At 66.3% G+C, this 14,478-nt stretch carries 11 protein-coding genes; 5 read left to right on the forward strand and 6 right to left on the reverse strand.

From position 1 onward, the window contains the following. Nucleotides 1–187: 187 nt before the first annotated feature. Both ACYX4S_RS18945 and ACYX4S_RS18950 read left to right on the forward strand, forming a co-directional pair. The gene (locus ACYX4S_RS18945) at nt 188–910 is read left to right on the forward strand and encodes a glycoside hydrolase family 25 protein (protein ID WP_293720805.1); all 723 of its coding nucleotides are present in this window, start codon (nt 188–190) and stop codon (nt 908–910) included. Nucleotides 911–981: 71 nt separating this feature from the next. Next, nucleotides 982–1,470: a cyclic nucleotide-binding domain-containing protein gene (locus ACYX4S_RS18950; protein ID WP_476361320.1), complete on the forward strand. Its 489-nt coding sequence runs from the start codon at nt 982–984 to the stop codon at nt 1,468–1,470. Between the two features lie 24 nt (nt 1,471–1,494). On the opposite strand, the gene ACYX4S_RS18955 is transcribed toward ACYX4S_RS18950, so the two are convergent. Next, nucleotides 1,495–1,917: an organic hydroperoxide resistance protein gene (locus ACYX4S_RS18955; RefSeq protein ID WP_476361321.1), complete on the reverse strand. Its 423-nt coding sequence runs from the start codon at nt 1,915–1,917 to the stop codon at nt 1,495–1,497. Between the two features lie 186 nt (nt 1,918–2,103). Between ACYX4S_RS18955 and ACYX4S_RS18960 the strand changes: the two genes are divergently transcribed. Then, entirely contained in the window at nt 2,104–2,598 is a 495-nt protein-coding gene (locus tag ACYX4S_RS18960) for a MarR family winged helix-turn-helix transcriptional regulator (RefSeq protein ID WP_476361322.1), read from the forward strand. Here the strand turns inward: ACYX4S_RS18960 and ACYX4S_RS18965 are convergent. From ACYX4S_RS18965 to ACYX4S_RS18980, 4 genes are all read right to left on the reverse strand, one after another. Next, a complete protein-coding gene (locus tag ACYX4S_RS18965; RefSeq protein WP_476361323.1) occupies nt 2,543–3,448 on the reverse strand; it encodes a protein-methionine-sulfoxide reductase heme-binding subunit MsrQ in 906 nt (301 codons plus the stop codon). The two genes, ACYX4S_RS18960 and ACYX4S_RS18965, sit on opposite strands and share 56 nt — an antisense overlap. Nucleotides 3,449–3,595: 147 nt before the next feature. After that, on the reverse strand, nt 3,596–4,201 hold the full coding sequence (leuD, locus tag ACYX4S_RS18970) for a 3-isopropylmalate dehydratase small subunit (protein WP_422067356.1): 606 nt from the start codon (nt 4,199–4,201) through the stop codon (nt 3,596–3,598). 32 nt (nt 4,202–4,233) lie between these two features. Continuing rightward, nucleotides 4,234–5,184 (reverse strand): N-acetyl-gamma-glutamyl-phosphate reductase, encoded by a 951-nt coding sequence (argC, locus tag ACYX4S_RS18975; protein WP_476361324.1) that lies wholly within the window; start codon nt 5,182–5,184, stop codon nt 4,234–4,236. A gap of 128 nt (nt 5,185–5,312) precedes the next feature. Beyond that, nucleotides 5,313–5,909 (reverse strand): peroxidase-related enzyme, encoded by a 597-nt coding sequence (locus tag ACYX4S_RS18980; protein WP_476361325.1) that lies wholly within the window; start codon nt 5,907–5,909, stop codon nt 5,313–5,315. 214 nt (nt 5,910–6,123) lie between these two features. Between ACYX4S_RS18980 and ACYX4S_RS18985 the strand changes: the two genes are divergently transcribed. Together ACYX4S_RS18985 and ACYX4S_RS18990 are read left to right on the forward strand one after the other, a co-directional pair. Continuing rightward, nucleotides 6,124–10,920 (forward strand): NAD-glutamate dehydrogenase, encoded by a 4,797-nt coding sequence (locus ACYX4S_RS18985; RefSeq protein ID WP_476361326.1) that lies wholly within the window; start codon nt 6,124–6,126, stop codon nt 10,918–10,920. After that, entirely contained in the window at nt 10,917–12,404 is a 1,488-nt protein-coding gene (locus tag ACYX4S_RS18990; RefSeq protein WP_476361327.1) for an MFS transporter, read from the forward strand. Before ACYX4S_RS18985 ends, ACYX4S_RS18990 begins: the two co-directional genes overlap by 4 nt. A 93-nt stretch (nt 12,405–12,497) precedes the next feature. Here ACYX4S_RS18990 and typA read toward each other — a convergent pair whose 3' ends face one another. Beyond that, entirely contained in the window at nt 12,498–14,318 is a 1,821-nt protein-coding gene (typA, locus tag ACYX4S_RS18995) for a translational GTPase TypA (protein WP_293720817.1), read from the reverse strand. Nucleotides 14,319–14,478: the final 160 nt, after the last annotated feature.

The following is a 14,478-nucleotide window of genomic DNA, read 5'->3' on the forward strand; positions in this document are numbered from 1 at the left end:
ATGGAGGTCCGCGATTCGCCCCTGCCGTTGCGTTATTCGACCTGTGCCCTAGGTTTTGGCGGGAACGGGGCAGGCGCATGGACCGTCCGTGACCGGGAGCGACTCACTCCCATTGGTAAGCGGTTCCTTAAGGGTTTGCCTTTAATTGTCCGGGTTCTGGTTGAGGGGCCCGGACCGAGAGAGAGTGATGTCCACGCGCGTGTTGAGCCTGATCTGTGCCTTGTTGCTGTCCGCCTGCGCGGCATTCGAGTTTCCGGATCCGACGCCGGACGACTTCGCGATTCACGGCATCGACGTCTCCCGCTATCAGGGCGACATCGACTGGCGGCGCGTGAAGCGCGCCGGCACGGAGTTCGCCTGGATCAAGGCGACCGAGGGCGGTGACTACGTCGATCCGAAGTTCATGGAGAACTGGAACCAGGCGCGCGCCGCCGGCGTTCCGCGCGGTGCCTATCACTTCTACTACTTCTGCCGTCCGGTGGAGGAGCAGATCTCCTGGTTCATCCAGAATGTCCCCGTCGACCCGACCGCGCTGCCACCGGTGCTGGACATGGAGTGGAACGCCCACTCCAAGACTTGCCGCGAGCGCCCGCCGCGCGACCAGGTCATCCGCGACATGCGCAAGTTCCTCGAGGCGGTCGAAGCGCACTACGGCAAGGAGCCGGTGATCTATTCCTCCGTGGATTTCCACCGGGATCGGCTGGTGGGCGCCAAGCACCACTACGACTTCTGGCTCCGCTCGGTGGCGAGCCATCCGGACCGCAAGTACGAACGTCGCGGAAACTGGGTTTTCTGGCAGTACACGGCCACGGGGCGGGTCGATGGCGTCGACGGGAACGTGGACCGCAACGTGTTCTATGGAACGCGCTCCCAGTGGCGGGACTGGCTCAAGGGCGAAGGGCGCGATTGAGCCGTGCCACATCGCTCTTGTGAGGCTCGCGGCTTCATCGTAAGTCTCGAAGCATGAGTCTCGCCCGGGATATGGAACTGCTTCGACAGGTGCCCTTGCTCTCCGAATTCCCGGATGAGCAGCTGCGCCTGCTCGCCTTCTCGGCCGAGAATGTCACCTACCGTGACGGTGAGGTCCTGTTCAGCGCCGGCGAGCGCGCGGATGCGGGACTTGTCGTGGCAAGCGGCGCGATCACGCTGGAGCTTGAGGACGGATCGGCCAAGCCCGTGACTTTCGGTCCGGGCAGCCTGGTCGGCGAGACCGCGCTTCTGGTCGAGACCCGGCGCCCCGCGCGTGCCGTGGCCAGCGGGGCGAGCGAGGTCATTCGCATCCGTCGCGCGCTGTTCAAGCGCATGTTGCAGGAGTTTCCCGACATCGCCCGCCGGCTGTTCGACGTGCGTGCGGCGGAGTTCCGCAGCACGGTCGGCGCGCTTTCGCGCGTTGGCAATGTGCTTGAGCAGATCGACCGGGAAAGCGCGGAATTGCGTGCAAGCCTCCGGCGCGAGGCGCCGGAGGACTAGGTGCGTGGGACGCCCCGTGAGGTGTCAGGCCAGCTTCAGCTCGACAGGAATGTTGCCGCGCGTCGCATGGGAATAGGGGCACACGATGTGCGCCTTGTCGACGAGGCCGCGTGCGGTCTCGCCGTCCATTCCCGGCAGTGAAACGTTCAACGTCACCTCGATGCCGAAGCCGGTGCCGTCCTCGCGCGGACCGATGCCCACATCCGCCGTGATCGACACGTCGGCGGGAAGGTCGATCTTCTCCTTGCCGGCCACGAACTTCATCGCACCGAGAAAGCAGGCCGAGTAGCCGGCGGCGAAAAGTTGCTCGGGGTTAGTGCCCTGGCCGCCGTCGCCGCCGAGTTCCTTCGGCGTGGAGAGCGTGACCTCGAGGCGGCCGTCGTCGGAACTGGCGTTGCCGGTGCGTCCGCCGGTGGCGGTGGCGTGTGCGGTGTAGAGAACGGACATGAGTGACTCCATTGCTGCGGTGATGCGACCGCGCCACGTCTCCCGGAGGAGACCGCGGCGGGCCGATATCCATATAGATAGTGTACAATTAAATTGTGTGCAATATAAAATCCGGATATGCTTGACAGCGCGGCATACGGGAGCGAAGCAGGCTGCCTGACGGCGGGCCAACGGAGAATGGGCGAAATGACGGAGCAAGGCGAAGATCGGGACATCGACGGGGAGGAAGCCCTTTTCCTGTCGAACCAGCTTTGTTTCGCCCTGCACTCCACCACGCTCGCTCTCGGGCGGGTGTACCAGCGCGTGCTCGCGCCACTGGGACTGACCTACACCCAGTATCTGGCGATGCTGGTTCTCTGGGAGCGGGAGCGGGTTTCGGTGAAGGATCTTGGCGCGGCGCTGATCCTCGACAGCGGAACGCTGACGCCGCTCCTCAAGCGCCTGGAGCAGGCCGGTCTGGTGGGGCGTCGGCGGGACGAGGCGGACGAGCGTCGCGTGCTGGTGGCGCCCACCGCGCAAGGCTGGAGCCTGCGGCAACGGGCGCTGGAGGTGCCGCATCGCATCATGGAGGCCTGTGACGGCGCGGGCGTCCCGCTTTCGCGGCTGAAGGAAGACCTCGAGGCGCTCAGGACCGCGCTGATTGCGGTTCCCGGCGCACCTGCATCCGGCGAGGGTTCCTGAACCGGTCGACCAGCCTCGACACGGCGGCGAGCAGGGCAAATGCCATGGTCCCGCCGAAGATCCACCATGCGGGCCGGATCGAATAGCTGAAATCCAGGTTCGCGGCGAGGACGCGGTCCGCCGGCACGCCGGTTGCCAGCGCGTACCACAGATACTCGATACCCGCCGTCGCGAGGCCCGACACCACGGCAACGCCCGCGATCACGAGAGGCGAGGCGAGGGGCAGCCCCACCCTTGTTGCGCCCCGGCACAGCATGAGGACCGTGAAGGCTCCGGCCATGAGCGTGGCCTCGCTCACATCCGCCTTCGACTGCATGAAGAAGTGCAGGCAGGCAAGCAGGGTCAGCGGATAGACGATCCGGTGCAGCCGGTGCCAGGCCGGCCCCATGCGACGGATCGCGCCGTCGGTCGATGTCGCGGAGAGCACGGCAAGGCCCGCGAGCGCCACGAAGCCGATGGCCAGATAGATCCGCAGGACGATCTCGCGCGCGATCACGGCAAGGTCGAAGCCCTGGTCGAGGGAGTAGAGGGCGAAATGGATCACGGCATACCCCGCCGCCGCCAGACCGATCATGCGGCGCAGGCCGATGATCCGGCCCCAGCCGGTTATCCTGCGCAAGGGCGTGACAAGCAGCGAGAGAACGAGGAACCGGATCGCCCAGCTTCCGCTCTGGTGAATGGCCTCGGTCACCGGCTTGGCGCCGAGCGTTCCGGCGGCAAGGCTTGCCGCGAGCCAGACGCCGGGCGCCAGCAGCAGGAGGAACACGCAAAGGCGCAAGGGGGAGAAACGCCCGTTGCGCTCCCGCCAGGGGGCGAGTGCGCCCAGTGTGCCCATGATCGTGGCCGTCATCGTCACTCCGTCGTTGCCCCGCACGGGCAAGACATAGGCGCGCACCGCGCGACTGTCTCCAAACGGCCGATCAACCCTTGGTGAGATTGCGTGTGCAAGCCGCCACGCAAAAGAAAAAGGCCGGCGAAACCGCCGGCCCTTGTTCCGTCACGCCCAGGGGCGGTTTTCGCCGAGCTTCTGCTCGTAGCCGTCGATCATCGGGGCCTTTTCCATGGTCAGGCCGATATCGTCGAGGCCGTTCAGCAGGCAGTGTTTGCGGAACGGATCGATGTCGAAGGTGATGACGCCGCCATCCGGTCCATGGATCTCCTGGGCCTCGAGATCGACGGTGAGCGTCGCATTGGCGCCACGGCGCGCATCGTCCATCAGCTTTTCGAGTTCGTCCTCAGAGACGACGATCGGCAGGATGCCGTTCTTGAAGCAGTTGTTGTAGAAGATGTCGGCGAAGCTGGTTGAAATCACGCAGCGCACGCCGAAATCGAGCAGTGCCCAAGGGGCGTGCTCGCGGCTGGAGCCGCAACCGAAGTTGTCGCCCGCGACGAGGATCTGCGCGTTGCGGTAGGCCGGCTGGTTGAGAACGAAGTCGGGGTTCTCGGAGCCGTCGTCGAGCGTGCGCATCTCGTGGAACAGCGCGGTGCCGAGGCCCGTGCGCTTGATCGTCTTCAGGAACTGCTTCGGGATGATCATGTCCGTGTCGATGTTGATGAACGGCAGCGGCGCGGCAACACCCGTCAGCTTGTCGAATTTCTCCATGTCTTTCCGGTCTCCTGCGGACGTGAGGGCGCTCAGGCGGCGAGGCTTTCGGCCGCGTCGACGCCAAGCATCAGATTGAGGTTCTGGACGGCGGCGCCCGAAGCGCCCTTGCCGAGATTGTCGTAGACGGCGACCAGCACCGCCTGCGCGCGGTCCTGGCTGGCGAAGACGTGCAGCCGCATCCGGTTGGTGCCGTTGAAGGTCTCCGGGTCGAGCTCGGGAACGCGGTCGGCATGAACGAAGGGGGCCACGTCCACGAAGGAGCCCTTCATCGACGCATAGCGTTCGGTGAGGCAGGCGTGGATCTCCTCGCCGCTCGGCGCGCGCTCGAGTCCCTCCAGGCGCAGCGGCACCATCGTCACCATGCCCTGGGCGTAGTTGCCGACCGCCGGAACGAAGATCGGCGTCGACGACACGCCGGAATAGCGCGTCATCTCCGGCAGGTGCTTGTGACGGAAGCCGAGCGCATAGGGCAGGAAGGCCGGGTTCTGCGCGCCGTCTGCCTCATAGGTCTCGATAAGCTGCCGTCCGCCGCCGGAATAGCCGGAAATCGCATTCACCGTGACCGGGAAGTCGGCCGGCAGAAGGCCTGCCTCGATCAGCGGGCGCACGCAGGCGATCACGCCCTGCGGATAGCAGCCGGGATTGCTCACGCGTCTGGACGCGGCGATGCGGTCCGCCTGCTCCGGCGTCATCTCCGGAAAGCCGTAATCCCAGTCCGGGGCGGTCCGGTGTGCGCTGGAGGCGTCGATCACGCGTGTGGTCGTGCTCTCGATGAGCGAAACGCTCTCGCGGGCCGCGTCGTCCGGCAGGCACAGGATCGCCACGTCGGCGGCATTGAGCCGCTCGGCCCGTGCGCCGAGATCCTTGCGCAGCTTGGAGGGAACCGTGAGAAGCTCGATGTCGCGACGACGGCCGAGGCGCTCGCGGATCTGCAGACCCGTCGTGCCGGCTTCGCCGTCGATGAACACTTTCGCGACCATGGCTCCATCTCCGAATTTCGTTAAAGGGCCGGGGATCCGCCCCGGCAAGGACCGCGTTCTACACCGAAGCGGCGGTCCTTGTCATGTCTCCCTTGCGGGACAGGGCGGCTTCCGTTTTCGGCCGCCCGTCAACGGGCCTGGCCGTGGTACTCCGCGTTCGGGCGCATGTCCGTTGCGGCGGCGACCCGGTTCGTCATGTTGAAGAACGCGGCGACGGAGGCAATGTCCCAGATGTCGCGGTCCGAGAACCCGGCATCGCGCAGGCCCTGGCGGTCCGCTTCCAGGATTTCGTGCGGCCGTTCCGTCAGCTTCACGGCGAAATCGAGCATGGCACGCTGGCGTGGCGAAAGATCGGCGACGCGGTAGTTCATGACCATGAGTTCCCCGAGTTCAGGGTCCCCGGAGAGCTGGCGCACCGCCGCGCCGTGGGCGGTCAGGCAGTAGAAGCAGCGGTTCACGGACGAGACCGCGACGGCGATCATCTCGCGCTCGAGCTTCGACAGTCCGCTGTCGGCCAGCATGAGGTCATTGTACATGCCGGTGAAAGCGTTCAGCTTTTCCTCGTTGAAGGCGTAGGCGGCCAGCACGTTGGGAACCATGCCGAGCTTTTCCCGGCACTTTTCAAAATACGCCTCGGTGCGTTCGGACAGGGGTGTTTCCTGATCCAGCTTCAGCGCGACAACCCCTTCGGGAACGCCGGAACCTGCGGTTGCGCGGTCATTCATGCCGATTTCCTCCTGCATTTTTCACGATCCGCCATGGCGTCGCGTTCACGGTTCATTCGCGAACACCTGCATGGCTGGTCATTTCTTCTTCAATCATATCGTCCTAGCATGGTGGCGACCGTTCGGTTCCGACACTCCGGATCCGCGCCGGTTGCACGCAAGAACCACAGGAGTGCCGGACCGGCCCTCACCGGTCCTGGCAGGCGAGGGAACAATGCCCGAAGCACGAGAGCAAGCGAAAACCCGGCTGATCCAGGCGGTGGCGGACGGACTCGAACCGGACGTCGGCGCATTCGCGCGGGATGTCTTTGCGCGCGGCGCGGCCGAAGACCTGGTCGGCTACACGGCCGCGGACCTGACCGCCATTGCCGGCGAGGCCTGGTCGCAGCTGTCCTCCCACGAGCCGGGCAGCTATCGCATCCACGTCTACAATCCGGCCGCCACCGGCGAGGGAAGCCGGGTGGGCGATGTCACCGTTGTCGAGATCCTGAACGACAACATGCCGTTCCTGGTCGACTCGGTCATGGCGGAATTGCAGGCAAGCGGCTGCGAGGCGCGTCTTGTCCTTCATCCCATCCTCACGGTGGAGCGTGATGACAAGGGTAAGCTCATCGCCTGCCACGGCACGGGCAAGTCGGGGGTCGAGGGGGCCAGGCGCGAGAGCCTGATCCACATTCACGTGGCGCGGATCGACGCGGACATCGAGCGCAGCCAGCTCCGCGAGAGCCTCGAGTTGGTGATGGCGGACGTCGGGTCCGCAGTGCGTGACTGGCGCGCGATGCGCGAGCGCCTGGGAACGGCGATCGGCACCTACAAGGACACGCCGCCCCCCGTGCCGGTCGACGAACTCGCGGAGGCGGTCCAGTTCCTGGAATGGATCGAGGCGGACAACTTCATCCTTCTCGGGATGCGGGAATACTACTTCGAGGGCGGTGTCGCGACGGGCGAGCTTTCCCACCGCAAGGGCACGGGGCTCGGCATCCTCGCCGACCCGGAGGTGCGGGTGTTGCGGCGTGGATCCGAATTCGTGGTCATCACGCCGGAAATCCGCGACTTCCTGATGAAGCCGGAGCCGCTGATCGTCTCCAAGGCGAACGTGAAGAGCCGAGTTCACCGGCGGGTCCACATGGACTACGTCGGCATCAAGCTCTTTGACGAGGAAGGGGAACTGGCGGGTGAGCTGCGCGTCGTGGGCCTGTTCACCGCGACGGCCTACACCCTGTCGAGCGAGCACATTCCGTTCTTGCGGCGAAAGGTTGCCTCCGTCGTCGAGCGCGCCGGCTACGACCCCGACAGCCACTCCGGGCGTGCGTTGCTCAACGTGATGGAGAGCTACCCGCGCGACGAACTGTTCCAGATCGAGCCGTCGCTGCTCTACGAGTTCGCCATGGCGATCCTGCAGCTCGACGAGCGCCCGAGGGTGCGTGTGCTGGCGCGCCGGGACAAGTTCGACCGCTTCGTGTCGATCCTGTGCTATGTGCCGCGCGACCGCTACACCACCGAGGTGCGCCTGCGCATCGGCGCCTATCTCGCCGAGGTTTTCGACGGGCGCCTGTCCGCCTGGTACGTGGCCTATCCGGAAGGCCCTCTCGCGCGCGTCCACTTCATCATCGGCCGCGATCAGGGTGAAACACCCGATCCCGTGCAGGAGATCCTGGAGCAGGCCGTCGCGGGCATCGTGCGCACCTGGGCGGACGGCTTCCGCGAGGCGCTCCGGGTCGCCTACGGAGGCAACAAGGCGCTGGAGGTGGCGACGCGCTATGCGGATGCCTTCCAGGCCGGTTACCGGGAGGTCTATGACGCGGATGCGGCTCTTGCCGACATCCGGATCGTCGAGACCCTGAGCGAGACGGCCAACACGGCGCTCAGCTTCGCGCATCGCGAGCAGGATCCGGCCAACAGGCTCGGCCTCAAGGTCTACCACCACCTGCGGCCGATTCCGCTGTCCGCGCGCGTGCCGATCCTGGAGAACATGGGCTTCCGCGTCATCAACGAGCGGACCTACCGGATCACGCCGGTCGACCGCCCGCTCGCCTATCTGCACGACATCACCATCGAGCCGACCGGCGGCGAGGAAATAGAGCTCACCGACGATCTCAAGGCACGCCTCGAGGCACTGTCGCTGGCTATCTGGCGCGGCGATGCGGAGTCCGACGGCTACAATGCCCTGGCGATCAACGCGGGTCTTGCCTGGCGTGACATCGCCATGCTGCGGGCGCTGTCCAAGTATCTCCGCCAGGCGGGCATCCGCTTCTCCGAGGACTACATGTGGCGCACGCTGAACCGCTACCACGACGTGGCGGCGCGGCTGGTGGAACTGTTCCACCTGCGCTTCAATCCGGATCTGGAGGGGAACGATCGCTCGCTCGGAGCCGCGCGCGTGGAAAGCGACCTCGCCACGAGCCTCGACAAGGTCGAGAGCCTTGACGACGACCGGATCCTGCGGGGCTTCGGCGACGTTATCGAGGCGATGCTGCGAACGAACTTCTTCCAGCTCGACGCGCACGGAAAACCGAAGCAGACGTTTGCCTTCAAGTTCGATTCCCAGCGCATCGAGGAGCTGCCGCGTCCGCGTCCGTTCCGCGAGATCTTCGTCTACAGCCCGCTGGTCGAAGGCGTGCACCTGCGTTTCGGCAAGGTGGCGCGCGGCGGTCTGCGCTGGTCCGATCGCGCCCAGGACTTCCGCACCGAGGTGCTGGGTCTCGTCAAGGCGCAGCAGGTGAAGAACGCCGTGATCGTGCCCGTCGGCGCCAAGGGCGGCTTCCTGCCCAAGGCGCTGCCGGCAGGCGGCAGCCGCGACGAGATCTTTGCGGAAGGCACCAAGGCCTACAAGATCTTCGTCTCCTCGCTGCTCGACGTGACCGACAACCTCTCCGGCGACAAGGTGTGGCCGCCGGAGCGCGTCGTGCGCCATGACGAGGACGACCCGTATCTGGTCGTCGCCGCCGACAAGGGCACGGCGACCTTCTCCGATACGGCGAACGCCATCTCCGAAAGCCGCAACTTCTGGCTCGGCGATGCCTTCGCCTCGGGCGGTTCGGCGGGGTACGACCACAAGAAGATGGGCATCACGGCCCGGGGAGCGTGGGAGGCCGTGAAGCGGCATTTCCGCGAGATGAACCGGGATATCCAGAGCGAGCCCTTCACCGTTGCCGGTGTCGGCGACATGTCCGGCGACGTGTTCGGAAACGGAATGCTGCTGTCGAAGGCGATCCGTCTGGTCGCGGCCTTCGATCACCGGGACATCTTCCTCGACCCGGACCCCGATCCGGAGGCGACATGGGCGGAGCGCAAGCGCGTCTTCGATCTGGGCCGCTCGTCCTGGAACGACTATGACGCCAGCCTGATTTCGGAGGGCGGCGGCATCTTCTCGCGCCAGTCGAAATCGATCCCGCTGTCGCCGCGCCTGCAGGACCTGCTGTCCATCGCCAAGCCCAAGGCGACGCCGCAGGAGGTGATGAACGCGATCCTGAAGATGCAGGTCGACCTTCTCTGGTTCGGCGGCATCGGCACCTATGTGCGCGCGACCAGCGAAAGCGACGCGGATGCCGGAGACCGCGCCAACGACGCGATCCGCGTCACGGCCAGGGAACTCGGCGCCAAGGTGGTGGGCGAGGGCGCGAACCTCGGCATGACCCAGCTTGCGCGCATCGAGTTCAACCGTTGTGGCGGGCGCAGCAACTCCGATGCGATCGACAACTCCGCCGGCGTGAACTCGTCGGACATGGAGGTGAACATCAAGATCGCGCTGGGCGCGGCGGTGCGCGGCAACCGGCTGAGCGTTGCCGACCGCAATGTCCTTCTTGCGGAGATGACGGACGAGGTCGCGGGGCTCGTGCTTCGCAACAACTATCTGCAGACGCTGGCGATCAGCCTGTCGGAAAGCCGGGGCATGGAGGACTTCGGCTACCAGCGGCGGATGATGCGCCGGCTCGAGCAGGAAGGCCTGCTCGACCGGGTGGTTGAACAGCTTCCCGACGAGGCCGCGCTCGACGAGCTGGCGGCGGCGGAAAGCGGGCTGACGCGTGCGGAGATCGGCGTGCTGCTTGCCTACGCGAAGATCACGCTGTTCGACCGGCTGCTCGCCAGTGCGGTTCCCGACGACGCGTATCTGGCCCGCGAGCTGTTCCGCTATTTCCCGCCGCAGATGCAGGAAACCTACGCGGACGAGATCCGCGGCCACAGGCTGCGCCGCGAGATCATCGCCACCATGCTCGCCAACTCGATGATCAACCGGGGCGGGCCGACCTTCCCGACGCGTATCGTCGACCAGACGGGCGCGGATCCGGTGCATGTGGCCCAGGCCTTCGCGGCGGTGCGCGATGCCTACGGGCTCACCGCGCTCAACGGAGAGATCGACGCGCTGGACACGCGTATCAATGGCGCCCTGCAGATCGACCTCTACAAGGCGGTGCAGGACCTTGTGCTGGAGCAGACGGTCTGGTTCCTGCGCAACGTCGACTTCGACGCCGGACTGGAAAGCGTCGTGACTCGCTTCCGGGAAGGCATCGACGGCCTGTCGCCGAGCATTGTCTCGGCCGTGGCGGACGCGGCCCGGGCGGAAATCGAGGGCGAGCAGCAACGGCTTGCGGCCGGCGGGGTTCCCGATCCGCTTGCCGCGCGCATCGCCCGGCTGCCGGTGGAAACGGAAATCCCGGACATCATCCTCATCGCCGAGCGCAGCGGGCGCAAGCTCGATGAAGTGGCCGAGGTCTTCTTCAAGGTCGCCGGGCACTTCCGCCTCGGCGTCATGGAAGCCAAGGCACGCGAGTTGCGCATCACCGACTACTACGACGGGCTTGCGCTCGACCGGGCCAAGGCGACGCTGGATCTTGCACACCGCGAGGTCACCATCGACGCGCTCTCCTCGGGTGGCTTCGAGACCTGGCTCGATGCCAACGAGGCCCGGGTGGGACGCACCGCGCGTGCCGCCGGGGAGATCATCGAGGGCGACCTGTCGGTCTCCAAGTTCTCGGTGGCGGCGGGGCTTCTTGCCGAGCTCGCGCGATGAGGGAACCGCAGTGCGGGGAGGGGGATGCCTCCTCCCCGGATGCGGTCGAGGGACCGATCCGCGCCGGTGTCGGACTTGAGCCGCTTGCCGGCGGCGGCGCGGCGCTTCACCCCGGCCAGGTGCCGGACGAAGGGGCCGGTCGCCGGGCGATCTGGAGCTGGCTCTTCTTCGACTGGGCCGCTCAGCCGTTCTTCACGCTGGTCACGACCTTCGTTTTCGCGCCTTATTTCGCCTCGGCGGTCGCTTCGACGCCGGCACAGGGGCAGGCCCTTTGGGGCTATGCGACCGCGGCGGCCGGGCTGGCGATCGCCGTGCTGGCGCCGGTGCTCGGGGCGATCGCCGACCGGACCGGGGCGCGTAAGCCGTGGATCCTGGCGTTCTCCTTGCCGTTCCTGACCGGAGCCTGGATGCTCGACTGGGCGGTTCCGGGGGGCGAGTATTCGCTCTGGATCGCGCTTTGCGGCTTTGCGATGGCAACGCTCGGCGTGGAGTTCGCGACGGTGTTCACCAACGCGATGATGCCCGATCTCGTGCCGCGCCGGAAACTCGGGCGGCTGTCGGGAAGCGGGTGGGCGGTCGGCTATCTCGGCGGTCTTCTCTCGCTGGTGCTCGTGCTCGGCCTCATGGCCGCGAACCCGGAGACCGGCCGCACGCTGCTGGGGCTCGAGCCGGTGTTCGGCCTGGATGCGGCCACGCGCGCCGGTGACCGGGCCTCGGGACCGTTCTCCGCCATCTGGTACTTGGTTTTCGTGCTGCCGCTGTTTCTCTTCGTGCCGGACGTGCCGCGCCGGGCCGTTTCGTTTGCGCATGCCGCGCGCGACGGGCTTCGCGATCTGGCGAACACGTTGCGCGAGGCGCGCGCCAGCCGGGGCGTGGCGGTCTTTCTGATCGCCAACATGATCTACAAGGACGGGCTGGTGGCGCTCTTCGCCTTCGGTGGCATCTATGCTGCGGGCGTTCTCGGCTGGTCGAGCCTCGAGATCGGCACCTTCGGCATCCTGCTGACGATCACCGGAACGCTCGGCGCGTTCATCGGCGGGCGGCTGGACGACCGGCTGGGACCGAAACGGGTGATCGCGGGCGCGCTGGTGGTCCTGATCATTTGTGGCCTCGGCCTGGTCTCCGTCGATCGGGACACCATGTTCTTCGTGATCGAGACCGATCCGGCGACACCGGGAGCGGGGTTGTTCTCCAGCCTTCCGGAAAAGGTGTTCCTGGTGCTCGGCGGGGTTCTGGGCGCGGCGGCCGGTCCGCTTCAGGCAGCCTCGCGCACGCTTCTCGTTCACGTGGCGCCGCCGGCCGCGCTTACCCGTTACTTCGGCCTGTTCGCCCTGTCGGGCAAGGTGACGAGCTTTATGGCGCCGGCGCTTGTCGGCGTCGTCACGGCGGTAACGGCCAGCCAGGCCGCCGGAATGGCGGTGATCCTCGTCTTCTTCGCGGTCGGCCTTGTCCTGCTGCTGCAGGTCTCCGACGCACGCGGCTGACACGAAGGCCTGGCTTTGCCGGAATATGAAAAAGGGCCGGGAGGTGATCTCCCGGCCCTTTCCTGTTGCTCATGCCGATGCTCGAGGCGCCGGTCAGGACTGCTTGTTCGCCGCGCGCTCGGCGCGCTTGCGGTCATGCGGATCCAGCAGCGCCTTGCGCAGGCGGATGTTCTTCGGCGTGACTTCCACCAGTTCGTCGTCGTTGATGTAGGAGAGCGCGGCCTCCAGCGACAGACGGATCGGCGGGGTCAGGCGAACGGTCTCGTCCTTGCCTGCGGCGCGCACGTTGGTGAGCTGCTTGCCCTTGAGAACGTTGACCTCAAGGTCATTGCCGCGCATGTGCTCGCCGATCAGCATGCCCTTGTACACCTTGACGCCCGGATCGATGAGCATGGGGCCACGGTCTTCGAGGTTGAAGAGCGCGTAGGCCACCGACTCGCCGTCGCCGTTGGAGATCAGGACGCCAGTGTGGCGGCCGGGGATCTCGCCCTTGTGCGGAGCGTAGGCATGGAACAGGCGGTTGAAGATCGCCGTGCCGCGCGTGTCCGACAGGAGCTCCGACTGATAGCCGATCAGGCCGCGCGTCGGGGCATGGAACACCAGCCGGGTGCGGCCGGCGCCGGACGGACGCATCTCGAGGAGGTCGGCCTTCCGCTCGGAGAGCTTCTGCACGACGATGCCCGAGTGCTCCTCGTCCACGTCGATGATGACTTCCTCGATGGGCTCGAGGCGCTCGCCGTTCTCGCCGGTCTGGAAGACCACGCGCGGACGTCCGACGCAAAGCTCGAAGCCCTCGCGGCGCATGTTCTCGATGAGGATGGCGAGCTGAAGCTCGCCACGACCGGCGACGATGAAGGCATCGGCGTCTTCCGCATCCTCGATCTTGAGCGCGACGTTGCCTTCGGCCTCATCCATCAGGCGCTTGCGGATGACACGGGACTGGACCTTGTCGCCCTCGGTTCCGGCAAGCGGCCCGTCGTTGACGCGGAAGGTCATGGAGAGCGTCGGAGGATCGATCGGCTGGGCCTCGATCGGCCCGGCGACCTCGGGAGCGCAGATCGTGTCGGAAACCGTTGCCTCGGACAGGCCTGCCAGCGAGACGATATCGCCCGCCTCGCCCTTCTCGATCGGCTGGCGCTCGAGGCCGCGGAACGCCAGCACCTTGGAGATGCGGCCGGTCTCGACGACCTTGCCGTCACGCGACAGCGCCTTCACGGCCATGTTGGGGAGCGCCTCGCCCGAGACGATGCGTCCCGTGAGAATGCGGCCCAGGAACGGGTTCGACTGCACCGTGGTCGCGAGCATCCGGAACGCGCCCTCTTCGGCGACGGGCGGGTTCACGTGGGTGCGCACGAGGTCGAAGAGCGGGTCCATCGAATCCTGCGGGCCCGAGGGGTCCGTCGCCATCCAGCCCTGCTTGGCCGAACCGTAGAGGACCGGGAAGTCGAGCTGGTCCTCATCGGCGTCGAGTGCGGCGAAGAGGTCGAACACCTCGTCGAGCACTTCCTCCGCACGCTGGTCGGGCTTGTCGATCTTGTTGATCGCCACGATCGGGCGCAGGCCGAGCTTCAGGGCCTTGCCGAGCACGAACTTGGTCTGCGGCATCGGACCCTCGGCGGCATCGACCAGAAGCACGACGCCGTCGACCATGTGCAGGATGCGCTCCACCTCGCCGCCGAAGTCGGCGTGGCCGGGTGTGTCGACGATGTTGATGCGCGTGTCGCCATGGGTGAGCGAGGTCACCTTCGCGAGAATGGTAATGCCGCGCTCACGCTCCAGATCGTTGGAGTCCATCATGCGCTCTTCCGTACGCTGATTGTCGCGGAAGGAGCCGGACTGCTTCAAGAGCACGTCAATCAGGGTCGTCTTGCCATGATCGACGTGCGCGATGATGGCGATGTTGCGCAAATCCATGTGGTGAGTGCTCCAAAAACAGTTGCCGCGGGTGCTTGGACCCGCGGCTTTTCGCGGCCTTCTATAAACCGGGGGGCGCACTCTTGCAATGCAGCATTGCCGTTGCGGACCCGCATGCGCCTTGACACGGACCCGCACGCCGCCTAGATGATAAGGAACC

It is taken from the genome of Stappia sp. ABD4_338 (assembly GCF_056312175.1).

What these genes read in the sequence shown, in the direction of transcription:
- leuD (WP_422067356.1), bottom strand. Translation starts at nt 4,201, where the DNA reads ATGGAGAAATTCGACAAGCTGACGGGTGTTGCCGCGCCGCTGCCGTTC.
- ACYX4S_RS18955 (WP_476361321.1), bottom strand. Translation starts at nt 1,917, where the DNA reads ATGTCCGTTCTCTACACCGCACACGCCACCGCCACCGGCGGACGCACC.
- typA (WP_293720817.1), bottom strand. Translation starts at nt 14,318, where the DNA reads ATGGATTTGCGCAACATCGCCATCATCGCGCACGTCGATCATGGCAAG.
- ACYX4S_RS18950 (WP_476361320.1), top strand. Translation starts at nt 982, where the DNA reads ATGGAACTGCTTCGACAGGTGCCCTTGCTCTCCGAATTCCCGGATGAG.
- ACYX4S_RS18945 (WP_293720805.1), top strand. Translation starts at nt 188, where the DNA reads ATGTCCACGCGCGTGTTGAGCCTGATCTGTGCCTTGTTGCTGTCCGCC.
- ACYX4S_RS18980 (WP_476361325.1), bottom strand. Translation starts at nt 5,909, where the DNA reads ATGAATGACCGCGCAACCGCAGGTTCCGGCGTTCCCGAAGGGGTTGTC.
- argC (WP_476361324.1), bottom strand. Translation starts at nt 5,184, where the DNA reads ATGGTCGCGAAAGTGTTCATCGACGGCGAAGCCGGCACGACGGGTCTG.
- ACYX4S_RS18960 (WP_476361322.1), top strand. Translation starts at nt 2,104, where the DNA reads ATGACGGAGCAAGGCGAAGATCGGGACATCGACGGGGAGGAAGCCCTT.
- ACYX4S_RS18990 (WP_476361327.1), top strand. Translation starts at nt 10,917, where the DNA reads ATGAGGGAACCGCAGTGCGGGGAGGGGGATGCCTCCTCCCCGGATGCG.
- ACYX4S_RS18985 (WP_476361326.1), top strand. Translation starts at nt 6,124, where the DNA reads ATGCCCGAAGCACGAGAGCAAGCGAAAACCCGGCTGATCCAGGCGGTG.
- ACYX4S_RS18965 (WP_476361323.1), bottom strand. Translation starts at nt 3,448, where the DNA reads ATGACGGCCACGATCATGGGCACACTGGGCGCACTCGCCCCCTGGCGG.